Annotated in this window: 19 protein-coding genes; 15 read left to right on the top strand and 4 right to left on the bottom strand. The window is 41.7% G+C overall.

The features are described from left to right. Window positions 1–31: 31 nt before the first annotated feature. From recN to MHI51_RS21885, 5 genes are all read left to right on the top strand, one after another. Window positions 32–1759: a DNA repair protein RecN gene (gene recN / locus MHI51_RS21905; protein ID WP_076129654.1), complete on the top strand. Its 1728-nt coding sequence runs from the start codon at window positions 32–34 to the stop codon at window positions 1757–1759. Window positions 1760–1897: 138 nt separating this feature from the next. Next, entirely contained in the window at window positions 1898–3010 is a 1113-nt protein-coding gene (gene spoIVB, locus MHI51_RS21900) for a SpoIVB peptidase (RefSeq protein WP_081383394.1), read from the top strand. Window positions 3011–3207: 197 nt separating this feature from the next. Next, on the top strand, window positions 3208–4023 hold the full coding sequence (gene spo0A / locus MHI51_RS21895; protein ID WP_036682806.1) for a sporulation transcription factor Spo0A: 816 nt from the start codon (window positions 3208–3210) through the stop codon (window positions 4021–4023). A 719-nt stretch (window positions 4024–4742) separates the two neighbouring features. After that, entirely contained in the window at window positions 4743–5903 is a 1161-nt protein-coding gene (locus tag MHI51_RS21890) for a YrpD family protein (protein WP_076141570.1), read from the top strand. Window positions 5904–5963: 60 nt separating this feature from the next. Continuing rightward, window positions 5964–6407: a stalk domain-containing protein gene (locus tag MHI51_RS21885; RefSeq protein WP_076141569.1), complete on the top strand. Its 444-nt coding sequence runs from the start codon at window positions 5964–5966 to the stop codon at window positions 6405–6407. Between the two features lie 365 nt (window positions 6408–6772). Here MHI51_RS21885 and MHI51_RS21880 read toward each other — a convergent pair whose 3' ends face one another. From MHI51_RS21880 to MHI51_RS21870, 3 genes are all read right to left on the bottom strand, one after another. After that, window positions 6773–7627 carry an IS3 family transposase gene (locus MHI51_RS21880; protein WP_405173258.1) on the bottom strand — a complete coding sequence of 285 codons (855 nt, stop codon included), beginning with the start codon at window positions 7625–7627 and terminating at the stop codon, window positions 6773–6775. A 20-nt stretch (window positions 7628–7647) separates the two neighbouring features. Beyond that, on the bottom strand, window positions 7648–8337 hold the full coding sequence (locus MHI51_RS21875; RefSeq protein ID WP_405173257.1) for a helix-turn-helix domain-containing protein: 690 nt from the start codon (window positions 8335–8337) through the stop codon (window positions 7648–7650). Between the two features lie 123 nt (window positions 8338–8460). Continuing rightward, window positions 8461–10203 carry an ABC-F family ATP-binding cassette domain-containing protein gene (locus MHI51_RS21870; protein WP_076277669.1) on the bottom strand — a complete coding sequence of 581 codons (1743 nt, stop codon included), beginning with the start codon at window positions 10201–10203 and terminating at the stop codon, window positions 8461–8463. A 382-nt stretch (window positions 10204–10585) separates the two neighbouring features. Here MHI51_RS21870 and MHI51_RS21865 point away from each other — a divergent pair, with 382 nt between their 5' ends. From MHI51_RS21865 to MHI51_RS21830, 8 genes are all read left to right on the top strand, one after another. Then, a complete protein-coding gene (locus tag MHI51_RS21865; RefSeq protein WP_076277668.1) occupies window positions 10586–11059 on the top strand; it encodes a hypothetical protein in 474 nt (157 codons plus the stop codon). 322 nt (window positions 11060–11381) lie between these two features. Continuing rightward, a complete protein-coding gene (locus MHI51_RS21860; protein WP_342410003.1) occupies window positions 11382–12158 on the top strand; it encodes an RNA ligase family protein in 777 nt (258 codons plus the stop codon). A 407-nt stretch (window positions 12159–12565) separates the two neighbouring features. Next, window positions 12566–13342 carry an ABC transporter ATP-binding protein gene (locus MHI51_RS21855; RefSeq protein WP_405173256.1) on the top strand — a complete coding sequence of 259 codons (777 nt, stop codon included), beginning with the start codon at window positions 12566–12568 and terminating at the stop codon, window positions 13340–13342. A 43-nt stretch (window positions 13343–13385) separates the two neighbouring features. Beyond that, window positions 13386–14396, top strand: coding sequence for an aliphatic sulfonate ABC transporter substrate-binding protein (locus MHI51_RS21850; protein WP_405173255.1), 1011 nt, complete (start codon window positions 13386–13388; stop codon window positions 14394–14396). Window positions 14397–14433: 37 nt separating this feature from the next. Next, window positions 14434–15285, top strand: coding sequence for an ABC transporter permease (locus MHI51_RS21845; RefSeq protein ID WP_076129473.1), 852 nt, complete (start codon window positions 14434–14436; stop codon window positions 15283–15285). Further along, window positions 15282–16094: an ABC transporter permease gene (locus MHI51_RS21840; RefSeq protein ID WP_076129474.1), complete on the top strand. Its 813-nt coding sequence runs from the start codon at window positions 15282–15284 to the stop codon at window positions 16092–16094. The genes MHI51_RS21845 and MHI51_RS21840 overlap by 4 nt, the downstream gene beginning before the upstream one ends. Before the next feature lie 31 nt (window positions 16095–16125). After that, window positions 16126–17484 (top strand): LLM class flavin-dependent oxidoreductase, encoded by a 1359-nt coding sequence (locus MHI51_RS21835; protein WP_076277666.1) that lies wholly within the window; start codon window positions 16126–16128, stop codon window positions 17482–17484. A 258-nt stretch (window positions 17485–17742) separates the two neighbouring features. Further along, the gene (locus tag MHI51_RS21830; RefSeq protein ID WP_076220766.1) at window positions 17743–18033 is read left to right on the top strand and encodes a MazG nucleotide pyrophosphohydrolase domain-containing protein; all 291 of its coding nucleotides are present in this window, start codon (window positions 17743–17745) and stop codon (window positions 18031–18033) included. Between the two features lie 77 nt (window positions 18034–18110). On the opposite strand, the gene MHI51_RS21825 is transcribed toward MHI51_RS21830, so the two are convergent. Continuing rightward, window positions 18111–18860: an SDR family NAD(P)-dependent oxidoreductase gene (locus MHI51_RS21825; RefSeq protein ID WP_076129478.1), complete on the bottom strand. Its 750-nt coding sequence runs from the start codon at window positions 18858–18860 to the stop codon at window positions 18111–18113. Between the two features lie 164 nt (window positions 18861–19024). On the opposite strand from MHI51_RS21825, the gene MHI51_RS21820 reads away from it, so the two are divergent. Together MHI51_RS21820 and MHI51_RS21815 are read left to right on the top strand one after the other, a co-directional pair. After that, window positions 19025–19942 carry a LysR family transcriptional regulator gene (locus MHI51_RS21820; RefSeq protein WP_076220765.1) on the top strand — a complete coding sequence of 306 codons (918 nt, stop codon included), beginning with the start codon at window positions 19025–19027 and terminating at the stop codon, window positions 19940–19942. 117 nt (window positions 19943–20059) lie between these two features. After that, the gene (locus tag MHI51_RS21815) at window positions 20060–26527 is read left to right on the top strand and encodes an S-layer homology domain-containing protein (protein ID WP_405173254.1); all 6468 of its coding nucleotides are present in this window, start codon (window positions 20060–20062) and stop codon (window positions 26525–26527) included. Window positions 26528–26921: the final 394 nt, after the last annotated feature.

The raw sequence follows: 26921 nt of genomic DNA, 5'->3' as shown, positions 1-26921 counted from the left end.
AGATGCCTGTCATCTTCTCGGAGGTGCTCTAGTGTTAGAAACCTTGTCTATACGCAATCTTGCCGTCGTTGAGGCGGTAGATGTGCATTTTTATCCTGGCTTCCACGTGCTTACGGGGGAGACCGGGGCAGGTAAATCCATTATTATTGATGCGCTTGGATTGATTGTTGGAGGCCGCGGTTCTGCGGATTCCATTCGTTATGGTTGTGAAAAAGCGGAGATGGAGGCGCTCTTCAGTCTTCCCAGCGGTCATCCCGTTTGGGAGACTTTGGAGCGTCTTGGCATTGAGGCCCAGCGCGAGGAGCATCTTATTATACGACGCGAGCTTACCTCTCAAGGTAAAAGTACATCACGTGTAAATGGGCAGATGGTCAATCTTACCATGCTTCGCGAGATCGGCGAGCAGCTGGTTAATATACACGGCCAGCATGAGCACCAGAACTTGCTGAAGGCGGAACGGCATCTGGGACTGCTGGATACATACGGAGAACCGATTATTGGTCCGCTAAAGGCAGTTTTTCAGGAAAGGTATTCTGCCTTCGCGAAGGTGGAGAAAGAGCTGCGAGAGCTGCAGGAATCCAGCCAGAAGGCATACCAAATGCTTGACTTATATCGTTTTCAGCTTGAAGAAATTTCATCCGCCGGATTAAAACCGGGAGAAGATGAATTACTTACCGAAGAACGGGTCAAACTATCCCACAGTGAGAAAATGATGGATTCCGTATCGGGTGCATATGAGCTACTTTACGACAGACAAGGCTTGGAATCGATCGGTAATGTTATTTCCAGACTTGAGGATGCAGTTCGTTACGATGAGAAGGGTCTGCGAACAGTGCTCGAACAGCTGCAGTCCTCATATTACCAGCTAGAGGATGCTGCTTTTCAGCTTCGTGATTACCGGGAAAATATCGAGTTCAATCCGATGCGACTTGAAGAAATCGAGAATCGTTTGGATTTGATCACTGGACTCCGACGTAAATATGGAGAAAGTGTAGAACAGATTTTGGCTTATTATGAACAAATTCACCGGGAAACTGATTTGCTTGAGAATAAAGATGAATATCTGGAGAAACTGACGGCGAAGCGCGATTCGTTGCTGTCTGTATTAATGGAAGCAGCTACGGAATTAAGTGAAGCACGAAAGCTTTGTGCTGCTGATCTGGCCACCCAAGTGGAGGGTGAGCTCAAAGACCTTCAAATGGAAAGAACCTCGTTGCAGGTCAAATTGGACAGGCTGGAGGACCCGCGTGGAGTCGAATACAATGGTCGGCGTATTCGCCTCACAAGACAAGGGATAGACAGCGCAGAATTTATGATATCCCCTAACCCGGGCGAACCCCTGAGACCTCTTGGCAAAATTGCCTCTGGTGGTGAGCTGTCGCGTATTATGCTGGCAATGAAAAGTATTTTTGCGCGCCATGATGCAATTCCAGTTTTAATTTTTGACGAAGTGGATACTGGTGTCAGCGGCAGAGCTGCTCAGTCCATCGCAGATAAGCTGTTTAAGCTGTCCTCTACCTGTCAGGTGTTCTCCATTACTCACTTGCCGCAGGTGGCTTGTATGGCTGACCATCAGTACTTAATCCGCAAAAAGGTTGAGGATGGAAGAACCATGACTGAAGTGGAATCCCTAACGAACGATGGACGTGTAATGGAGCTGGCCCGGATGCTGGGTGGCGTAGAAATTACCGAAAAAACATTGCATCACTCGCAGGAAATGCTTAATCTGGCCGAGGCAAGTAAGGCTGCAACAAGCTAAGCGGAGCAATGATTGACAGTAATAAAAGCCTGGGGGCAAGGTTATCTTATAGGTACGCAATTGGCGACCACCTTTTTCGTCAAGCGAAAGAAGCAAAAGGGAGCGTGACAGCCATTGAAGCCTAACCTCAGGAAGTTAATGCCAGGCCTTTTATTTGCCTTCTTTCTTAGTTTATCGGGCATAACGGGAACAAATCTAAGTTCTGCTGCACCACTGCAAGGTGAACCAGCCAAGGTGACTGCACAAGGAATTCATTCCGAGCTTAAGGTGATCCCGGGAGGTCAAACGATCGGTGTGAAAGTGAAATCAGCAGGTGTTTTGGTTGTTGGTCATCATCTGATTGAAGTATCCGAGAAAACTAAGCTTTCCCCAGGAGAGGTCAGCGGTTTAGTGCCGGGTGATCTGATGATCTCCATGAATGGTGAGAAATTGGACGAGTTGTCCAAGGTGGCCAAGCTGGTGGATCGTGCTGGTAAAGCGAATAACCCCTTGACCATTGTCTTCAAACGCGGAGGTAAAGAGCATACAGCTAAGTTAAAGCCCGCGTATGACATTCATGACAAAGTGTGGCGGTTAGGCCTGTACATTCGTGATTCAGCAGCGGGTGTCGGCACATTAACTTTTTATGCTCCCGAGCAAGGTGTATATGGAGCTTTGGGACATGTGATTACAGACATGAATACCGGTACTCCAATTGTTGTAGGCAGTGGTCATATTGTTCAGTCCAGTGTCACCTCCATATCCAAAAGCCAGGATGGCGATCCGGGCGAGAAACGAGCGCATTTTTTGAAAGAAAGCCAAGTGCTTGGAAATGTGGAGAGCAATACTGACTTCGGCATCTTCGGTAAAATGAGCTCCAATCCCGAGCACAGTCTTTACAAAGAACCTATCCCCGTGGCGATGAGCGATCAAGTCAAGGAAGGTCCTGCTGAGATCCTAACTGTAGTTGATGGTCAGCAGGTGGAGCGGTTTAAGGTTGAGATCATTCATGTAGCACATCAGCAAACGCCAGCCACTAAAGGAATGGTGCTGCGGATCACCGATCCACGCCTTATTGATAAGACAGGCGGTATCGTTCAAGGTATGAGCGGAAGTCCTATCGTACAGGATGGCCGCCTCATCGGAGCCGTAACTCATGTATTTGTAAATGATCCTAAGTCCGGTTATGGGTGCTTCATCGAATGGATGCTTCAAGATTCAGGTGTGACCAAACAGGAGAATAGGTATTCATTAAATCTTAAGGCGGTTTAGCCTTAAGATTTTTTGTCGAACGATTACGAAGAACCTCGAACATTGAGATAAAATATTTAATTATAATCCAACGCAGAAAAAAAATAAAGAAAAATAATTTTCGACAGAAGGGAATTCGATCTCCATGTCGAAAACGTAAGAGACAAGAAAAAAATGTTATTTTCGAATAGCAGATATAATTAAGGAGGAAGCAGCCAGTGCAGAATATTGAAGTGTTGTTGGCCGATGATAACAGGGAATTTACGAATTTGCTTTCCGAGTACATTTCTGAGCAAGAAGATATGACCGTAACGGGTATCGCCTACAATGGTGAAGAAGTGCTTCAAATGCTTAGCGAAGCGCGTAAAATTCCCGATGTTCTTATTCTTGATATCATCATGCCGCATTTAGACGGCCTAGGTGTATTGGAACGTCTACGTGATATGGATCTGAATCCTCAACCGAAGATCATCATGCTGACTGCTTTTGGTCAGGAGAACATCACTCAAAGAGCTGTACAGCTTGGTGCATCCTATTATATTTTGAAACCGTTCGATATGGAGGTCCTGGCAAATCGTGTACGTCAGCTTGTCGGCTCTCAAGGCAGCATGAGCTCCTCCTCCAACATGTACAATTATTCGTCGACGTCCAGATCGAATGTAGTGCCGCTCTCTAAGGGCAAGAACCTCGACGCTAACATTACCTCGATCATCCATGAAATCGGTGTCCCAGCGCATATCAAGGGCTATCAGTACCTGCGTGAAGCGATCACCATGGTATATAACAATATCGAGATCCTTGGTGCGATTACGAAGACACTCTACCCAGCAATCGCTGAGAAGTTCAAAACCACGCCTTCACGCGTAGAACGCGCGATCCGCCATGCGATTGAAGTCGCTTGGACACGTGGCAACATCGACTCCATCAGCCATTTATTCGGCTACACCATTAATATCTCCAAATCTAAGCCTACTAACTCGGAATTTATTGCCATGGTAGCAGATAAGCTGCGGATTGAGCATAAGGTTAGTTGAAAGGGTTAGGGGCAGTGTGTGGTAAGGGATTGTGGGTTGCTGGAAGGTGTTTACAGACAGTATATAAAAACCGATAGACTTGTTTTGAATCCGATAAACTTTTTCCATCTCACCCGATAAACCTTTTTGGTTTATTGGGTTTTGTTTTTGTAGGAAAAGAGATGGAGGATTTGTATGGAGTTATCGGATTTGGAGTTTTTTTTAGAAGACTTTTTAGATTGTCAAAACAAGAATTTATCACGTAAGACCGTTAACTCTTATGAACAATTTTTAAAGTTAATTCTTAAAGAATCAGCATGATGTGAATAAGGAGAATTATTTAAAAATCCTGTTGAGAATATCTCACAAATAAAAACTGTAAGAGGATAGAAAAGGGGATATGTTAAGAAGAGTTTAATTGATTATTTAAGCACTGTTTCTTATAGAGGAAGCGAGATTGCGATAAAACCACTTAATGATTCAAAATATCTGCTGAGTTTTCACCCGAAGCAATCTGCAAAGTAGCTCTGATTTCACTGATTTCTTTACGATGAAATTGGGCTTTTATTATATAGCGAATTAAGAAAAAAATTTAGGATTTAATATATTGACTATTAGATAATAATATAGCGAAAATCGCATTATTATAGTCAAAAATACAAAATATTACAAGGAAATATATTCTATTTTATTTATCTGATATGACATACAATTATCTCATTCCAAAAGGAGGTAATTATATGAATTATAGTAAAAAAATATTAACTAGTCTTCTTATTTCAAGTTTTGCGGTTTTCCCTGTTTCAGCTTTTGCTGACGACACATTACCAACTTCAAGTCTGGAGTTGGCAGAGATTAATGTGGTGCATCAAGAGACTCAAAAGGTTGCCGATTATCAACTTGCTGCCGTACTACAAATTGCTAAAAATGCTGTTGAAGAAGAAAGAGATAGTAAAGTAGCTTTTGCAAAAAGTGCTGACCAAACTACTTATGATTACATTACTTTCGATGAACAATATACTTATTTTTATGAAGAGTCGGCTAATGCTGCCCCAGAATTATGGGTAGTAGATAAGACAGATACTAATGTGGAAAGTCTTCTAGCGGGAAATGTTAATGAATTTAATGAGGCTAACAGTATTAACGTCGCTCCTAGAGCTGGATTTATTGGGGATGGTGTAGGCGGTAGAATGAATGTTAATACTACTGGTAGCTATCTTATGGCACTAATGCAACTACCATTAGCGGACAGTAATATAGTGAGTCTGGATAGACCGAATCATATTGCTTTTAACTATGGTGGATTTGAATATACTACGACTGTTACCGATGGTATTGGTTCTTGGGCAGCTGACATGGGTGTGGAACTTTATAATAATTTAGGGCCAAGTGCTACGTCTTATGGATGGAAACCAGTAATAATTCTCAAGAAAAAAAATCGTCCATATGTAAGTGAGACAAATACAGGTTGGGATCAATATCAAAGCGCTACTTTCGATCCTAGCTATAATCAAGTACAAACAAAAAATGGTTATAAACCTGGCACAGCTCCATTAATGTATTTTTGGTACAATTATAATGGAAAAGTAAGAATCAAAATTGATGGAACATCTATTTGTCCAACACTCGGGGGCTATTCTCTTCAAGACACACCAAATATAACAATAATGGAATCAAATGCAAGCTGGAATATTGCCTCAATAAGCAGATGGAAACTGTTATCAACTGTTTGGTCTAAAACTGATACAGGAAAAAATAGAACGACTTTTTCTAATATCAAAGTTGACGGAACACCTATTTCTAGCAGTGCATTATCAGGCCCACTGAACGATCATTCGAATGTCACTGTCAGTGGAAATAATGTAATTACAATTGTTGTAAATAGTGACATTTACAATTAAAATAATGGACAGTAGATACTTTTGTGTCTATTGTCCATTATTATTTAAAGGAGGAATCGTATGAAGGTAGTTTTTAAAGCAATCTTACTTACATCTGTTATTACGTTAATGCTAGGAGGGACTGGCGTAAACGCTTCACGCAGCAAGCCAGTCATTTACATTAATGATGAAAAGTTAGACATTTATGCAAATGTCACTTATCTTGGAACAACTCTTGTCCCTATGCGACCCATTTTTGAAAAGTATGGAATGTCGATTGAATGGGATAATAACACAAAAACTGTGACAGCATCAAAAGATAATAAAGTTATAGTGTTAACAAATAATTCTTATGATGCATTATTAAATGGAGAAAAAGTTGTATTAAATCAAGCACCATCACTTGAACCTACGAGTAATATCTTTTATGTAAATCTGAGATTTATTTCTGAAGCATTGGGGGCAAAAGTGAATTGGGAAAAAACAGAGAATGATGCTAAGATTCACATTGATTTTGCAAAGTAGTTTTTATTTATTATCATAAATATCAAATAATAAATGCCTACCGTTGATATGGAATGGCGTTTATTATTTGCGTTATATTATAAATTTGGTAGTAATTTAAAATGATTAGTTAGAAAATATCTCCTGCTTAAAGAACGTATGCTCGGTATATAATGCATATACAAAAAAAATATTCTATAAGGGGGATGTTGGCATAGATTTCTAATGATAAGTGAACCACTGTCCGCGGCAAGAGCTATCAACAAATCAATGCAGCAAAAAGACACTGAGAATCTGAAGTGCTCCCTGTCAAGTGGACAGTGTAAAAAACAAAAATAGTTAGTTTAGATACCTCAGCTCGTAATACAAGAGCTGAGGTATCTTCGTTATGCAGCACGTCGGTATTCGTTAGGTGACAAGCCATCCAAACATTCTACGTAGCGATAATTATTGTAGTAGTGAATATATCGGCTAACCTCTGTGAGGACATCTTCATAGGTGTCATACTTTGTAAGATAATAGCTTTCTGACTTGTAGGTACCCCAAAAACGCTCAATAGGTTGGTTGTCCAAACATCGGCTCACACGAGACATGCTTTTCTTAAATCCGTACTTTACATGAAGTCGGTTATACTCATGAGACGTGTACTGGAAGCCTCTGTCGCTTTGTAGAAGAGGAGATACGCCAGGATTCTTCGCGTAAGCCCTTTTCAACGTATCCATCACGAGTTTATTGTTGTTGGAATGGCTTAATACCCATGAAACAATGGAATTATCATATACATCAATAATGGCACTCAAATAGGCTTTGCGCCCATTCTCGTACTTCAGTTCTGTCACATCTGTACACCATTTTGAATTAGGGGAATTGGCATCAAAGTTACGGTTCATTACATTTTCAGCTACATGGATCTCCGTAGCTTTCACATAACTCGCTCGTTTTCTGCGAATGACTGCTTTAAGCCCAAGAGCACACATAATTCGGTAATAACGCTTTTTGTTGTACTGCTTTTTGAGCTTTCGGTTTAATTGCGTGCGCATTTGACGGTAGCCAAGAATCCCTTTTCGCTTGTCATATCGTAGATTTACTTCTTTCGCTAACGCGCGAGTTTCAAGTTCTATGCAAGAGGTTTTCCATTTTAACCACTTGTAATAGGCAGATCGAGCAACCCCAGCTAACGCACACAACTTCGTAATTGCGTGACCTTTTTCTTTGTTCAGTTCTTGAATCGCTTGATACAAGTTTACTTGTCGAACGAGGGTTAGCGTGTATTTCGTCGCTTGATCTCTGCCAACTTTTTTGCGAAGTCATTCTCCATCTCTAGGTATTCATTTCGCGCTTCTAGCTCTTTAATCCGTAGCTTAAGACGTTCATGTTCCTCTAGTTCTTCTACAGGCTTTTTACGACCTCGATTGTCCTGAAGAGCTTCCTCACGGCCAGCTTGATATTTCCGAACCCATGCGTAAACTTGCTGATAAGATACACCGTATTTTTCAATCGCTTTCTGATAATCCAATTCATTAGCGATGGTATATTGTGCAATTTCAATACGTTCTTCGAAAGTTGTTTTACGTCCTTTGTTCATATGAGATAGTCCTTTTCCTTTATGTGTAGGTTTTAATTCTATCTCATTAGTATACTTGGTAATCCATTTGATCAAAACACTTCTACTTGAAATATGATGCTTGTTTGTCGCCTCTTCAACGGAGAAACGACCAGACAACACTTCGTTAACAGCAGCCAGTTTGAATTCCTTTGAGTATGTTTTCCATGTTCTCGATTCCTTTAACTCGTCCAAACCATCTGCTTTATATTTCCTAATCCATTCTCTAACCGTGTGCGAACTAAGACCTCGCTGTTTTGCCTCATAGTTTGGATTCGACTTGTGCTCAAGGCACAGCCGTACGACATGTAATTTTACTTCTAAAGATGCTGGACTTCTTTTAGACATTAGAAAAACTCCCGTCATTGTAGCAGTAGAAGTTTTTGTTTTTTCTACTGTCTACTATGACGGGAGCATATCAATCATCAGTGTCTTTTTTATAGACATTTTTCCACCAGAGGATTGTAATTTTTAAAGTAACTTAATCAGCTCTTCTAGCTCGTCAACCATACCTTTCGCAAGTTCAAAATTATTGTCTTTTAAAGCTAATTCTATTTTCATTTCAACTGCTTTTTTATTTTGTTCATTTTCTAAATAATCTTTATCAAAATGACTGGCATAAATCATCTTTCTGAATTTTCGCATACTCATTTTTCTAATCGTCTTCTCGTCAATGATTAGTACATAATCCATCCCATTTACTACAGAATAGAAATCATGAGAAATCATGAGAATCGCACCTTTATAGTCTTCAATGGCTTTCTCCAGTGCGATTTGTGTATAGGTGTCTAAATGGCTTGTCGGTTCATCAAGAAGCAATAAGTTTGCTTTGCTAGCAGAAACTTTTGCCAATTGCAGTATATTTTTTTCGCCACCAGATAAAGATTCTATCTTTTGAGTAAGAATTTCTCCTTCAAAGCCATAGTTTGAAAGATGTGCTCTAATCTCGTCATAAGTTGCAAACCCGGCATCGATGAAGTCTTCTAGTATGGTATTAGAATCCTTTAGCACTTCGTCTTGAAGCTGAGAAAGATAAGCCACTTTAATGTCAGCATTTATTTCAATTGAATCATGATTATTTTTAAAGATATCTCGGAGTAAAGTCGTTTTCCCGGTACCGTTTGGACCGATAAGGGCTACTTTATCTGTAGGTTTCATCTCAAAGTTAACATTTTCTAAAATCAACTCATCAAAGGAAACACTATAATTATTCACATTTAAAACAGTGATGTCATCTCCAATTTCATTGTCCACACCAAAACTGATTTTTGGTTGCTTAATATCAACGAATGGCGCTTTAATTTTTCGCGCTTCCAATCTTTCTTGAAACTTAACCCTAGCTTTTAACGCTCTCCCTCTAGATGCTTCTGAATTATAGGTTGCGATCGCTCTAAGATTATCAATAATGTTATCGTATCTCTCTATTTCTTCTTGTTCAGCGACTGCGATTTCTTGTAACTCAATTTTCGTCTGAAGTAATGAGAAGTTATACTCAATATATCGCCCATCGAACTCTTGGATCTCCATGTTTTCAAGGTGTATAATTTTGTTAAAACAATGATTTAATAGATAACGGTTATGCGTAACAACTAGCAATATTCCTTTGTGAGCATTAATCAGATTTTTAAGTGCATTTAGGTTTTCAAAATCTAAAAATACATCGGGCTCATCCATAATCATTAAGTCTGGACTAGTCAGCATTTCCTTCATCACTTGAATAAGTTTGAATTCCCCACCACTTAGGTCGGATACCCTAACATCTTTTAGCTTCAAGAGGTTGGCTAAATTTAGTTTCTTATTAATATTGCTTTCAAAATCATTTCCATCCATTAAATCAAAGGCATCTAGAGCTAATTGATACTTTTCGAGTAATGAATCAATATCTGACGATGTTTCCATTTCAGTTAGAATCGCTGTTATTTCATTTTGTATCTTAATAAATTCTTCTCCTATATATTCAAAAACGGTTGTTTCTTTAGATTTGTCTAGTTGCGAAAACTGACTTACATACCCGATTTTGCAGGTGGGGTCCATCTCTAGCTTGCCTTCGAACAAATATTTTTCTGGATCCATCAGGATATCGATCAGTGTACTTTTACCACTGCCGCTTGTTCCTATAAAAGCGCAATGTTGTGCCTCTTCAAGCGTAAATGAAATGTTTTTATATAGGTCTTTTTGCGGGAATGCGAAGGATAAGTTATCAACTTTTATCATAGTGTTACCTTTCTTAACTAAAAATAGTGACTATTATAAGATGTATTGAAGAGTACAGATTTTGAGTTTACCGTTGATAGAGTAACACTGTTTACAAGCAACTTCAATCATTTCGCATTAAAGGTATCAAAATCATCTGATAATACAATCTTACAGACTAATAAATTATGGTCATAAAACCTATAAATACCTAATGGCTACAACTCGGAATTTATTGCCTTGGTAGAAGATAAGCTGCGGAAAATATTCCATTTAATGTTACAGTGGAGTTAGTAGGATAAATCCTTTGTTTTTTTAGATACGTACATGCTTGAATTTATTAAGGAGAATCATAGCTAAGGATGTAAATAATCTAAGTGTGATATTTAATTATGGAGGGAATATGAAATTTCATTTGAGATATGTAATACTATCTTTTTGTGTATTCTTCTTTTTGTCAGGGTGTAGCTGGAATGCAATCACTGAAAAAGAATTAGATCAATTTATCGAAAGTGAAAATTTGGATTATGTATCTATACAAAAGCTAAACGACGAGGAATATTACATTTTTAGCTTGCCCTATATTTATATTTATCGTAGTGCTTCTGACTATACTAAATCTACGGCTATGATACGAGATGAGATAGCTATTGGTGGTTTAGAGAAAGGTTCAATTGGCCTTGTAATTAATAATACGCCAGTTTTAAAAGATGCTAAAACATTTTCAGTGGTGATTGACAGTAAGACTCGTGAGTATGAATATACAGGTGGAAAATATCTAATTATAAAAGATAGTAGGATTTGGAATCCGACTGCTCAATTAAAAATTATTTTCTCAAATGATAAAAACGAAACAATATTTGAATCAGATTATTAAAGAAGATTTATTGGTGTTTACTACTATTTACATATTCTTATTTTGCTGATTTTCTATTACATGAGTATCACTTGAAAATACATATAAGAACCTTCTTTGCGTATAACCTTCATGCGTAATCAACAAAGTAATTACGTAGATTATGATGATACTTATCTTCAAAGTTAAATTGGTAAACAAATAAGGAGAACTCTTTATGACAATCCCATCAGGAATAACACGTGAACACGTAATCAGTGGTAAAATATTCCTTGGCTATCTTTGTTTATGTTTATAAGAACAAGAGTCATATAAAGTGAATTTGAAAGTGGGAGAATAGTTTATGGATTTAAAGAAAATTAATTCTTTAACAAAGTACCCAAGCATTCTTACATATCATCAATTAGGTGAACGAGGTCGGTTAAATGATGTTTTAACGGAGTCAAGAGGCTTCGCAGAATTAGACGATGTTTTTGTTTGCGAAAAAGTAGATGGTGAAAATTCAAGGATCATTTTATTAAAAAATGATGATAACGAAGTTGATTATCTAATTGGTTCCAGAGAAGAATTGTTATATGCAAAAGGAGATAGAATCGGTAATCCTTATGGGAACATTGCGGAATTTCTTAAGCCGTTAGCAGAAAAAGTAATTGCAGATATCCTTCTTGAGGGTGACTGGGCATTAACCGTAATTTATCAGGAATCTTATGGAGGTAAAACTAAAGCATCCAAGAACTATTCTGACAGAAAAACTCAAGGGTATCGTGTATTTGATGTGTTCTCCTTGAATAAGGATGAATTATATAGACTTCTTGAGTTATCGCAGGAGAAAATTGCGGTGTGGCGTGATCACGGAAATCAACCATTTTATGATGAAATTGAGAAGAAGAGATTTATTGAAAGTATTGATTTGCAGTCTGCACCACTTCTTGAAACCATAAAGGGTTCCGAGTTTCCAACTTCTCTTGAGAGTACATATTCTTATTTAAAAAGATTCGAAAACACGCAAGTAGGCATCGACGCATCAGGCAAATCAGAAGGAATCATTGTTAGAACAACGGATCGTAAACAAATTAGAAAAATACGGTTTGAAGATTATGAAAGAACGTTTAGAAAGTAATAGCTGGAATTATTATCAATGCTGATACTTTCAGAATTTAGCATGAGGTTCCCTAAGCAATAGGGTTTGTGAACAGCCCCCAAAATACTGCTTATTCATTGGTCCAAAACCAATAAATATGCGGTATTTTTTTGTGCAGTTTTGAACTCCAATTAGATAAATCCCTATCGACTATAACTAATGCTATGTCCTTGCCATTCGCAAAACCTCCCCACTTCACAAAACATACACCCATTTGGCAAATAATGTTTGACATGTGAGGAATGTCACTGATAAGATGATGTAAATTAAACCTAGTTGAATAATCGGATAAGGTTCTTTAGAAGTTCTCATTATTTTTTTGCTCTTAATACCTATTAAATACATAAGTATAGTTTAGTTTAAATTTATCGGAAAGGGTGAATGGAGTGTCGGAGGAAACACTGGTTATCGAACATTTGAATAAAGTATTCGCCGCGCCTGCCGGTGATGTTATCGCATTAAGCAATATTCAGCTGAAGGTGAAAAAAGGCGAGTTGATTACGATTATAGGTCCCAGCGGCTGCGGAAAAAGTACCTTGCTAAAAATTGTGGCAGGACTGGATACGGGCTATAGCGGCACGGTTCTACTGAATGGCAAACAGATCGACGGTCCGAGTATTGAGAAGGGATTTATTTTTCAAGAACCAAGACTTTTTCCGTGGTTGACGGTGGAGCATAATATTGCAGCAAATTTATCGCTTAAAAATCCAGAGGTTCGCAAAAAAGTAGATGAATTGATTGAACTTGTACGATTAAAGGGTTTTGAGAAATCCTATCCACGTGAGCTGTCAGGCGGGATGGCCCAACGAGTATCTATTGCTAGGGCGTTGCTCCGTAATCCGGATGTATTACTGCTCGATGAACCTTTTGGCGCACTAGACGCTTTTACTAGATCACATCTGCAAGAGGTACTTCTTGATATTTGGCAGAGTAATAAGACGACTATGTTATTTGTAACTCATGATCTGGATGAAGCTGTATTCCTGGGTAAGCGGGTAGTCATTATGAATCCCCGACCTGGGCATATTCGCAATATTCTTCCCATTGATTTACCGTTTCCGCGAAAAAGATCCAGTACTTCATTCCAAGAGCTACGTCGACTGGTGCTGAGTGAGTTTGAGAAGGTTGAAGAACCGGCAATCGATGTTGGAGCTGGTATCTAGATAAAGAGAGTCCATTTTTTTATAAAAAGGGGAGAAATGATCCATGAAATTATTTCGTAATTCACTACTTGTTATGCTTGTTTTGACTGTATTTGCAACGGGTTGTGCATCGAATGAAAAGAGTGCGGGAAAGAACGAGGCCAATAAATATGAAGGTGTGACCATTAAGATTGGCGTGCAGGGCAGCGGTGGGATGTTTGGTAAGGCCCGTGAGGAAAAATGGTATGAGCAAGAATTTGATAAGCTGGGCGTAAAAGTAGAATGGACGGAATTTCAAAGTGGGCCCCCAATGACAGAGGCGATCGCTTCTAATAAGTTGGACATAGCGACTCTTGGCAACATGCCGGTGATCGCAGCCCAAGCTGCGGGCATTCCTATTAAGATTATCTCACAAGTATTAGAAGGTACGAATAACGTTGCTCTTCTTGTACCTGGTAGTAGTACTGCTCAGAAACTGGAGGATCTGAAAGGCAAGAAGATAGCTGTTACAAAAGGCAGCAATGCTTACAACTTTCTATATCGCGGTATTGAGGAATCAGGTCTTAAAGAAGCAGATTTTGAGATTATCCAGTTGCAGCCTGATGAAGCACAACCTGCATTTGAAACCGGTGGCGTTGATGCATGGGCTACATGGGATCCATATATTACTCTAAATGCATTGGCCGGTAAAGGGAAGGTTTTGACGGATGGTGAGCAATTGGGTGTCTTATCTCCTTCTTTTGTGATCTCCCGTTCAGCGTTCGCAGAGAAATATCCAGAACTAGTTACGCTTTATTTAAAAGTAACCAACAAAGCTATAGCTTGGGAGACAGATAATCGCGCTGAAGCGACTGAAAGATATGCAGCTGAGCGGAACATTCCGGCAGCGGTAATCGAAGGTACGTTTGAACGTTCCCAGATGATCAACATTCCAATTAGTGATGCTGTTGTTGAAGAATTGCAGAAGACAGCCGATTTTCAATTTAATATTAAGAACATCCGTAAAGAGATTGAAGTTTCTAAAATAACAGACAATCAATATATTGAAGCAGCACTGAAGGAACCTTTGAAGTAACGGATGAAACCACAGATGTAGAAAAGAGGTTGTTTACATGCAATTCAGTGCTGAAAAAGCTGTGATTTCGCCACTAATTCATAAGAAGAATCCAGTAAAGAAGCGCGGACTTTCCATCCAAACGACGAATGTATTGCTTGGACTTATCTTACCAATTGCTTTACTCCTGATTTGGGAGATAGCCGGAGCGATGGGAAAGTTAAATCCTATATTGCTGCCAAGGCCAAGTGAAATATGGCGGGAACTGGTTAGCTTGACCGCGTCCGGTGAGTTGGCGAAACATTTAGGCATATCCGCTTGGCGGGCACTGCTTGGTTTCTTAATTGGGGGAGGGCTTGGCTTAGCGGCTGGTTTGTGGGTAGGCTTCTCATACAAAACAGAACGTTTGCTGGATCCGTCGCTGCAAATGCTGCGCACGCTGCCCCATTTAGCAATCGCTCCACTATTTATTTTGTGGTTCGGATTCGGTGAAACCTCAAAAATATTGTTGATTGCCAAAGGTTCATTTTTCCCATTATACGTGAACACATTTCTAGGAATCCGTTCGGTGGACAACAAGTTGTTTGATGTTGGGAGAGTACTGCAATTCAGTAAATGGCAGATGGTGAGTAAGTTAATAATTCCAGCCTCACTGCCCAACATCTTTTTAGGTATCCGTTTGTCTGTGGGCATAGCTTGGCTTGGACTTGTCGTAGCGGAGATGATGGGCTCTAGCTCAGGTGTTGGCTATCTAATCAATGACGCGCGATCGTTTTCTTTGACCACAGTGGTATTTGTTGGGATCATCGTGTTTGCTGTAGTAGGTAAACTGTCAGATTCATTAGTGAAGCTGTTGGAATCGAGATTGCTAAGATGGCAGGACAGTTATAGAGGAGATAAAGGATCATGAGCAATCACCTATCCAGTAATAAAATAGAGCGTCATGATGATGGTTTAAGCTGGATTCCAAAAAAACTGCATGGTTGGATTGTACCTCTAGCTCTAGTGGTGATTTGGGAAGTGGCAGCTGCGCTCCATCTAGTCTCTGCGACGACATTGCCTGCTCCATCTACCATTATTGCGCAGTTCTTTTCTTTAATAGCTAGCGGTGAGCTGTTTCGACATCTGGGGATTAGCGCCTATCGGGCAGGGCTTGGCTTTTTATTGGGATCTGCTACTGGACTGCTGCTTGGCTTATCTACAGGACTTGGGAAGTTGGTAGAGCGTACACTGGATCCATCTTTACAGATGCTTCGAACGATTCCATTACTTGCCCTTATTCCGTTATTCATTTTGTGGTTTGGTGTAGGTGAATTTTCTAAAATACTAATGATTTCATTAGGTGCTTTTTTTCCAGTTTATCTGAACACTTTCCTAGGAATTCGTAATGTTGATATCAAGCTTGTTGAAGTATCGCGTATTTTCCAATATACAAGATGGCAGCTGCTTAGCAAAATGATTATTCCGGCTGCAATGCCTAATATTCTACTTGGTATTCGCTTATCACTTGGTGCATCGTGGCTTGTACTCGTCGTAGCGGAGATGATGGGAACAAGTGCGGGGATAGGCTATATGATTCAGGATGCCAGAGCTTATTCGCAAACAGATATAGTATTCGTTGGAATTTCAATCTTTGCAGTGATAGGAAAACTTTCGGATTCCGCAATTCGATTGCTGGAGAGAAGATGGCTGCATTGGCGTGATACATTCAAAGGTTAACGAACTCTAGAATTCGAAAGGCAGGGTCATTATGGGAACCAGAAAAGATCAGCTACATTTAGGTGCATTTATTTATTATTCAGGACATCATCATTATGGCTGGCGTCATCCGGAATCGGGAGCGGATAAGATCTTCAATTATAAATTTTATCGCGAATTGGCAAAAACCGCCGAGCGTGGGAAGTTCGATATGATGTTTTTGGCGGATTTGTTGTATGTGATGGGTGCGGATCAAGCAGCTTCGGGTATGCTGGACCCATTGACGCTGTTGTCAGCCCTTTCGACAGAAACAGAAAAACTCGGATTAACGGCTACCGTATCGACCACGTATAACGAACCTTATAATGTGGCTCGCAAATTTGCTTCTTTAGATCATATTAGTGAAGGCCGAGCGGGTTGGAATATTGTCACCTCTCAGCTTGATGTGGAAGCTTATAACTATGGGAAGCCGGAGCATCCAGAGCACGGACTTCGGTATAAAATGGCACGTGAATTTGTTGAGGTGGCAACGCTTCTCTGGGACAGCTGGGAGGATGACTCTTTAATCGTCAACCGCGAAGAGGGACAATTTGCTGACGCGAAGAAGATCAAAGAAGTGGAATACAAAGGGGAGTGGTATTCTACAAAAGGAACCCTCAATGTTCCTCGCTCACCTCAAGGGTATCCTGTACTTATTCAAGCCGGATCTTCTGGTCCAGGACAAGATTTTGCAGCTAGTTTTGGAGAGGTGATCTTTACGGCACAGCAGTCGCTTGAAGCGGCTAAGGCCTTCTATGAAAGCGTCAATTCCAAATTAGCAGATTATGGCCGTGAACGTGGTAGCTTAAAAATTATGCCGGGCTTATCTCCGATCATTGGAGCGACCGAAGAGGAAGCCCAAAGTAAATATAAAGAACTGCAGGAGTTGATTCCTCCTGCCGCTGTTGTTGGTATGTTGTCTGGCATGTTGAGGTTTGACCTGTCCGAATACCCAGTAGATGGACAGCTGCCTGAGATTCCTGATCCAGTAGAAGCATCAAATGGAATGAAAAGCCGGGTTCAGCTGATTATGGATATGGCTCGTAAGGACAAATTATCGATATTAGAATTAGGCCGCCGTTTGCTTGGTGCACGAGGACATATGCAGTTTGTTGGAACCTATGAACAATTGGCAGATTTAATGCAATTGTGGTTCGAAGAGTACGGCTGCGATGGATTTAATATTATGCCACCAGTACTGCCGGGCAACTTGGATGAATTCGTGGATCATGTTGTGCCCATCTTGCAAGCACGCGGCTTGTTCCGTACTGAGTATACGGGGAGTACCCTTCGTGAACATCTAGGATTGGAGCGTCCGGATATCCGTCATTTCCAGAATCGTAGAGTGGCTGAAGTAGGGGCTGGTAAATAAGGTGATCATCGGAGTGGATCTATTCAGATTGTACCGAGTTGGCTATTGAGGTATCACTATAGTGAGCAAAATGCAAAGAAGCGATTCTTCGATAAATGAGGAATCGCTTCTTTTTTATGGCATTGTGAGAGCGTTCTTGTCTAATAAACAGCAAAGTCTTGGAGAGTTTGTATTCTTAGATCAAAAGGATGATAATTGGTAAATACGCAGGAATAATTACTTTACATAACTTTATACCAAAAAGCGAGGCGTAAGGAAATGAATGCAGCAGAGTTTCAACAGTATGTTAAGGAGTTCAGTGAAATCAAAGGGTTTGATACCAGCACCATTGAGCAGAGAATGCTGTACTTAATGACTGAGGTTGGGGAGTTATCCAAAGAGGTTTTGTCGGTATCTTTTCATCCAGATGCGGAGCGGAAAGAAAACTTGGGATACGAGATGTACGATGTGGTGTGGAATATTTTTGATCTGGCCAATAAACTTGGTATTGATCTGGAGCAGGCGTTTAAACGTAAGCTGAAGATTAATGAACAGAGGACTTGGGAGTAGGGTGTATCTATTGAATACTTTAAAAAAATCCAAGGACCTCCCTCGAGGGAAGCCTTGGATTTTTTTCACCCTAAACTTTATTTAAATGAAGCATAACCTTCATCAGCCATTACAACACTACCGTTAATTGCACTAGCTTCTGGTAAGGAGAGCAAGTATACAGTGTCTGCAACTTGTTCAGGTAATGTTAGTTTGTTACCCATTACTTTGCTCTTCATTTGGTCAACCATTCCTTGATCTTTATATCCTTGGATAATTGGCGTATCTACAGCGCCTGGAGCAACGGCAAGCACGCGGATGCCATGAACCGAAAGTTCAAGTGCTGCGGATTTAGTCATCATAATGACCGCACCTTTGGAAGCGTGATATGCGAATGTACCTGGGGAAGCTAGGAATCCAAATACAGAAGCTGTATTGATGATCACACCTTTGATGCCGAGCTCACGCATTTTTTTACCAGCAGCGATAATCCCATGGGCTACACCATGCTGATTGACATTAATGACACTGTGATAATCCTTAAGGTCTTGGTCTAGTACAGGAGTGACGCGGCCGATCCCGGCATTGTTGAACATAACGTCAATTCTTCCATAAGTATCTACAGTTTTTTGAACCAGCGCTTCGACATCTTCATATTTGGAAACATCTGTTTTGACGAAAATTGCTTCGCCACCCTCTTTAATAATTTGTGCTACCGTTTCTTCACCTAATTGTTGATTGAAATCGGCAACGACAACTTGATCACCTTTACTTGCAAATTTAATGGCGGTTTGTTTCCCGATTCCACTGGCTCCACCTGTTATTACGGCTACTCTTTTGTCTGTCATTTGAGTTTCCTCCTCAAGAAATATAGTTATACTAGAAATGAAAGTTGATATAGTAAAAATGGTTACTTACTAACTTATTTACATTGTAACACTTGTCTAAATTAATTAAAATTTAAGTAAATTTAATAGTTATTAAGTAAAGATTAACTTAAGGGGTGATTCAAATGAATTTGGAGCAATGCGAGAATATTGTAGAAGTCGCAAAGATTGGTTCTTTAACCAAAGCAGCTCAGAATCGTCATATCACTCTATCCGCAATGAGTCAGTCCATTACCATGCTGGAGGCTGAGCTGGGAGTTACTTTGTTCATCCGTTCGCGCGGGCAAAAGGCGGTTCCCACAGCAGAAGGAAATGCCATTATTAGCAAAGCAAATGAAGTCCTGATGAAAGTAAATGAATTAAAAGAAGAAGCACAGATTTACAGCGATACGTTAAGTGGTCATTTGAAAATTGCTACGATACCTGGACCCATGCATCTGATGGTGAAGGTAATCTCTAGTTTTAAGGCAGATTTTCCAAATGTGAAAATAGAGATTTTTGAAAAAGGACCCAAAGAAATTCTGGATAATGTACTTCAGGATGAAATGGACATTGGACTTATGGTCTCACCGGAGGGAATGCCTGACACATATAAGGGGGTTAAGTTTGAACGGTTAATGGAAGGAAAAATTGTAGTTGGTGTACATCCACAGTCACCGCTAGCCCTGAATTCAATCCTTACACCGGATCAGTTAGTGGGGCAGACGTTAGTTTTATACGATGATCCTTACATTAAGGACTATGTAGAGCGATATTTATCTGGCTATGGGCCGATCAATTTGCTTTTTGTAAGTAACAACACACGGGCGATTGAGAATGCAGTTGCAGAAGGACTGGCCATCACAATTGGTCTGGATTATTCGTTTCTTAAAATATCAGAGATGACTTCTGCCTTCATGAAAACCATCGAGTTACGATCACCAGATACCCGTGCGAAATATTCAGGAGCTATTGTCTCTGCTTCAAAACAGACCTCCCAGACCGCCCGAAGATTTATCAACAGGCTAAAGCATGAATTTGATGAAATGATTAGACGAAGTTAACAGTATGCCTTGGTAAATTTTATCTAACCTTTACGCTACCTAGTTAATATTAACCCTATGATGTTGTCCAAGCTCAGATCGATATTAGGACAGCCAAGTGGGGAGGATGTCAACACAGTGAGAAGGTATCTAAGGCAAATTAATGTTGTTGTTATCTTTGTTTTGTTGATTTCGTTGTTACAACCGGGGGCAATTGTTCACGCTTCCATCACTGATTTACCAGCAACAGACTACGGAACCGTTATTGATGTTCGCCAAACAGAGCTTGCAACTGGGGCGATGTATACCTGGATGGATCTCCAGAATGAACGTGGTTTACAAAAGATACATGCAGTGGAGTTCAACCCGCAACAAGGAAATTTGGAGCTGCGGGCAGGAACGAAGGATGGAAAGGTATACGGTATGAAGGGCGTTACAGAAATGGCCACGTATGCGGATTCACCTAGAAACCGAGTGATCGCAGGAATCAATGGTGATTTCTATGAAATCTCCGGTTTTGCTACGGGTGTTCCTAATGGGTTATTTATGGATGAGGGTGTAATCCTGAACAGTTCGATTTCAGCTTTTACTTTCGGTTTAAAAGAAGATGGCAGCTCGATTTATGGGGTGCCGAAGCTGACCAAAAACGTGACGATAAATGGAAAAACAACCAATCTGACTAGCATCAACCGATACCGAAATACAAATGAGCTGGTTCTTTATACGGAAGATTATAATACAACTACAAAGTCAACCAATGAGGGTGACGAGGTTGTTCTAGATATTGTCGAGGGAGAAGTGAAAAGCGGCCAGACCTTGAAGCTGAAGGTATCTGAAATCCGCAACAATCAAGGCAATACGCCGCTTTCCCAAGGAAAAGTGGTTTTATCTGCCCAGGGTACGTCCAGTGCTGTTCTGCAAGGGTTATCGGTTGGCGATAACGTTACTGCCAGCTTTGCGCTCAGCGGAGAATGGAATGATGTGAAGGTAGCCATTGGCGGCGAAGGGCCGCTGGTAAAAGACGGAGTAGTTCAACAAGGTGTAGGGCCTTTAGGAATTCATCCGCGGACAGCCATTGGGACAAAAGCGGACGGAAGTCTCGTTCTATTCGAAGTGGATGGAAGATCTCCAGGTTTTAGTGAGGGCGTAGATACCGATGAGCTTGGCAACATTCTGAAGGGTATGGGCGTAGTGAACGCCATGAATCTGGATGGTGGCGGTTCTTCTACTTTTGTGGCCAGAATGCCGGGTACATCTGGTGTCCGAATGATGAATCAGGGCTCAGATGGTTACGAGCGTAAAACTGGTAACGGTTTATTGCTTGTCAATACAGCCCCTGAGCAACCTTCGGCTTCTAAGCTGGTTGTGCAGCCGAATACGGAACGTATTTTGCAAGGCTCCAGCTTTATATTCAAAGCGGCAGGAGTGGACGAGAACGGTCATCCGGCGCCTTATTCGGGTACGCTGAATTGGCAGGTGGACGCTAACCTTGGTACTGTCGATGCGAACGGAGTCTTCACCGGAGGAATCACTGCCGGCACAGGAACTGTAATTGTAGAGGCTGGCGCAGTCAAAGGCAGTGCTGAAATTGAGGTTGTAGATAAGCTTACAGAGCTTAGGTTTCCTGATGAGATCAAAACTTATTCTTCAGGTGCTGCTGCACAATTAACTGTGAAGGCGCTACGTAATGGACAAGTGATTCAAGCTGACAACCCTAGCTTCGAATGGCGGGTTGAGGGCGAGATCGGAACCGTGGACGAGAAGGGTCTGTTTCAGGCGACGAGTGAGAACGGGAAAAACGGAAAGATTTATGCTAAATACAGGGACGTTGAGACCTCTTTTGAAGTAAATGTGGGGTTACCGCCTGTAATGCTGGAGGATTTTGAGAATGGCATTGATAAATATATAGCCTCTAGTGCAGCAGCTAACAGCGTGGCGATTCAGGAAGTGTCGGATCTGGATTTTGTCCGCAACGGGGACAAAGCCTTGAAGCTGGAATATGATTTTGTTAATAAAACAGGCACATCCGGTGCTTATTTAGCCGCAAGCTCAACCGCCAATCGGATTCAGATTCCGGGGTATCCTGAAAAGATCAGTATGTGGATCTACGGAGATGGCAAAAAGCACTGGCTGCGGGGACAGATTCGGGATGGCAATAATGCGGCAGTGCCTGTGGATTTTACTGATCAGGTAAATGGTGTGAACTGGACGGGGTGGAAATACGTCGAAGTATCCGTTCCTAAGGGGAAAACCACCCCGTTAACGATGGATATGCCTGTCCGCTATATGGAGACAAGCAATCTTAATAAGAGTGCGGGAGCTATTTACGTTGATGATATTCGTGCCATTTATGGCCCGCTAGAGGAGGACAGAATACCTCCTATTCTTAAAGATGCATATCCTGGCGTGAACGAAATTGTCAAAACAGCTACACCGACCCTTTCCGTCAATGGTGAGGATGATGGTTATGATCCAGTGGTGCATCCGGGAACGACCTTAATCGATCCTGACAAAATACGAGTATATGTGGACGATCAATTAGTGGAGCATGGCTTTTATCCTCCAAAAGGTCAGATTACTTATAAACCAAAGGTTCCACTGACAGAAGGCCGTCATAAAGTAAAAGTTGCCATTCGCGATTTAAGCGGTAACCAGACGATAAAAGAATGGTATTTTACAGTAAATTTGGGCTCTCCGTTCTATGTGTACAAAACACCAGAAGTAGTATATGCCGGCAACACTTACACTTTGGACGTAACGGCAGAGAAAGCGAGCAAGCTGAAGGAAGGACATCTTACGTTTGCTTTTAATCCGGCTGCAGTTAAAGATTTGCAGGTAATTCGGGGGAATAAGGTATCAGAAACGCAAGTGGAGTCCATCATTGATCCGGCATTGGGCACTGTGCGTCTTAACTTAACGAATATCAATTCTTCCAATCTGGGAGATACGGATCTCATCGGGCAAATTCAATATACAGTTCGAAATGATTTTGTGGGTCCCTACACTCAGGAGCAGTTGGCTGGAGATATTAGCAAAGCTTTTGTAATTGAAAATACATCCGGATCGGTAACTTCTACAGAGGGTACTGGGGTTCCTATTTCTTTTATTGGAGCGGCTGTTGAATCTGTTGTGAAGACACAGTTGATGCTCACTTGGAACCATTATGATCTTGCGAAGGGCTTTGATGCATCTTTTGCGGTAAAAGATTTGAATGGAAGTGTCGTTGAAGGAGCAAAGCTGCTGTTCGATGGAGTGGAGGTACAAGGTGTTGCTTCAGGGGCAAGTGGAACACTAACTACTGACTTTGTCACTTCAGCAGAAGGAACTTTTAAATTGCAGGCGGTAAAAGGAAATACCTATAGTCCTGTAATGACGTTCAAGGTTGCTCTAAATGACGCTACTGCAGCTCCGCGTAATGTTAATGTTACGATGGGCCAAGATGCAGCAACTTCTCGCCAGTTTACTTGGCAGACAGAACCGTTGACCATGGATACTGTAGTAGAACTTGTGAAAAAAGCGGAGTTTACAAGCTTTCAAGCTGCGAATGTAATAAAAATTACCGGCAGCAGTTCAATTTACAACACCAACAATGACGGAACGATGCGAGTTCATAAAGCGGAGGCCACTGCGCTTACCCCCGGAACGGAATATGTATATCGTGCGGGTGATGGCGAGTCAAATGTAAGTGAGCAAGGAGCTTTTGTTACAAGTGGTGGTGAGGACACTTCTACAAAATTCCTGTTTATCGGAGATTCCCAAGCAGATTCTAAGGCTGGTTTTGGTCTTTGGGGAGATACGATTGAAGCGGCTTACGCGTATATGCCGGATGCGGAAATGCTGGTTCATGCTGGAGATATGGTGGATAAGGGCTTTGAACAAGAGCAGTGGAACTGGTGGTTTGATGCAGCTCAAAAGCAGCTGATGAATACCACACTTGTTCCGATTATCGGGAACCATGAAGTGATGGGAACCAATGGAGATGGGGATTATCTGGCGCAATTCAATAACCCGCAAAACGGTGCGGCGAGCGTAAAAGGTACGAATTATTCTTTTGATATTAAGGATACGCACTTTGTGGTTATGAATACAGAGCATTCAGGTAGTCCGTTCACTGAACAGGCCGAGTGGTTGGATCAGGATCTTTCCGCTACAGATAAAAAGTGGAAGGTGATTTTTTTCCATCAAGGACCGTACGGCAGCATCTATTCGAATGAGCAGGTACAAGCGAAGTGGGTTCCGGTCTTTGATAAGCACAACGTAGATTTGGTCATGAACGGTCATGATCATATCTATTTGCGGACTTTTCCGATGAAGGAGGGTAAACAGGTTGCAGAAGGCGAAGGCACTCGGTATGTTATCGGCGGTTCCTCGGGTCCTAAGTTCTATGCGCTGACACCACGTTTTTGGCAGGAAAAAATATATGACGAAGATGAGCAAATCTATACGGCTGTTGAGATTGAGAAGAACGAGATTACGGTTACCGCAAGAACAGTAGACGGGGTTGAGATTGACCGTTTAGTAATCGGCAAATTGGTTCCGGAATCCATTACGCTGGATCAAAATGCTGTAGAGCTTGAGCCTGGGGCTAGCCTGCAATTGCAAGCTAAGGTGGGGCCGGAAGAGGCTAATCATCTGACAAAGCTTTGGTCCATCGTTCCTGATCCGGCAGAATCAGTTGTTACTGTAAATGAAAATGGCTTGGTTACTGCATTGAAGCCAGGGACAGCTAAGATAAGAGTCACAGTGGCAGGTTACCCGAATATTTTTGCCGAAAGTACGATAACTGTAGATAGGCTGCAAGCAATTAAGCTTCAGGGAAAGAGACAGCTTAAACCGGAAGAAGTCGACCAATCTGTAACAGAAGCTGTCTACGCATCTGGAAAACGTACCGCAATATTAGATGGACTTCATTATTCCAGCTCGAATGAGCATATTGCTACGATCAATGATCAGGGTTTAGTTGAGGCTCATCAGGAAGGCTCCACTGTGATCTCAGTAACCTATAGGGAGTTCGCCTCGGAGTATAACCTTGTCGTAACAAATGATGAAGCACCTATTCTTACAGAAATAACGATGGAAGGGCCGGATTCGCTGGAACAAGGAAGTAAAGGCTCCGTTGTTGTTCAGGCGGTATATAGTGACGGCAGTAAGCAAGAAGTGTTCGAGGGAGTAATCTTTGATACATCCGATCATTCCATTGCAATGATTAGTGAAGCTGGAGAACTTCATGCATTGAGTGCTGGTACAACAAAAGTCAGCGCTGTTTATAACGGTTTGAGCACTGAATATATTCTGATAGTGACTGAGGGCTCGCCGGGTACGACACCAAGCCCAGAGCCGACACCAACACCGACACCAACACCAACACCAACACCGACACCAACACCAAGTCCAGAGCCAACATCAACGCCAGATGTTTGGGAGCCGGGACCTGCGGTGACACCAACGCCAACCGCTACACCAACTCCGTCGGCATCAGCACAAACGGGCGTAGTCACCATAACGGCTTCTCAACTGTCAGAGAGCAAGAATGCTCAAGGTGAAGTTGTGGTTTCTGTTAATGGGGCGATTACGGAATTACTTCTGCCAGGCAATGCAGCAGAGCTGCTTGGACGCGCACCGCTTAGAGTGGTTATGCAGGATTTATCCGTTACGATTCCTGTTACAGTACTGGCAGAACTAAGTAAGCTAATCTCAGCTGAGGCTCTTGCCAAGAGTACGATTTCGCTACGGCTGAAACCTGTAGCTGATAATACAGCAGTGGACCTGTTGACTCGTGCAAGTACACTTGCGGGTGCACAATTGCGGGCGAAAAGTGATCTGCGGGAATGGTCGCTTAGCATATTCACACAAAATGATCAGTCCTTCTCGTTAAGACAGTTTGCAGAGCCGATTATGATTTCATATAAGGTCGGTGCAGATGTAGATCGAAGCTTATTCGGTATTTATTTTATCGAAGACGTGGGTAAATTAGAGTATATGAGCAGTACATGGACGAATGGTTATCTATCTGCTGCCGTCAGTCATTTTAGTAAATACGTTGTTTTAGAAGTTGATAAAACATTTAAAGATTTGAAGTCCGATCACTGGGCTTACCTTGCTGTGAAGCAGCTTGCGGCAAAACAACTTGTACAAGGTGTTGCTACGGACCGATTTGATCCGAACCGTGCGGTTACACGGGCGGAGTTCACAGCGATGTTAGTTCGTGCGCTTGGCTTGAAAGGTCAAGCGGAACCTGCTTTCGCTGATGTACCTGCAGATAAATGGTATGCAGAAGCAGTAGGGTTAGCCAAACAAGCTGGAGTGATTAACGGCCAGACTGCTTCACAGTTTGAACCGGAGGCGAAAATCTCCCGCCAGGAGATGGCTGTAATGCTGGCTCGTGCATATGCTTACGCGAAGAGTAACGTATCTGTAGCTAGCCGTAACATTTCGGCATTCAACGATATTGGTTACGCTCCACAGTGGGCTCAAGAGGCAATCAGCGAAGTGTACAGACTTGGTTTGATGCAAGGACGGGCTGAAGGACAATTTGCACCGAACCAAAACGGAACACGTGCTGAAAGTGCACAGATGATCCTCAACCTGCTGAGTGTTATGGAGTAATGATTGTGGCCAGTCTCAGGTTGATGGGGACTGGCTGTTTTTTTGATAATTCGATTAGTTGGATATGTGCAGGGTACGCACGCATGAACACACAGAGGGGGAAAGCGGAGTAAAAGTAAAAACAGGTGGTGAGACACAAAAGGTTGGAGAACGGAAAATGGAGAGCGGAAAGTTAAGGCACGCTCGCTGAGGCAGGCTAAAGTACGCTCGCTGAGGAACGGCTAAAGCTAAGGCACGCTCGCTGAGGCAGGCTAAAGCTAAAGTACGCCAACGGCGATGCACACTTGGTAAGTTCGGCTCGGACGCCTCGATGGTTTGGGATCGTAACGGACTGTATTGCCGCTATTTTAACTTTTTGGTCCATTTTTCCAAATTTTCGGACTCCATAGCTCTT

Origin of the sequence: Paenibacillus sp. FSL H8-0260, assembly GCF_045040625.1 — a bacterium.
GTDB lineage: Bacteria > Bacillota > Bacilli > Paenibacillales > Paenibacillaceae > Paenibacillus_AQ > Paenibacillus_AQ odorifer.
The sequence above is the reverse complement of the archived record's forward strand: the minus strand, read 5'-3'. Positions and strand labels throughout refer to the sequence as shown.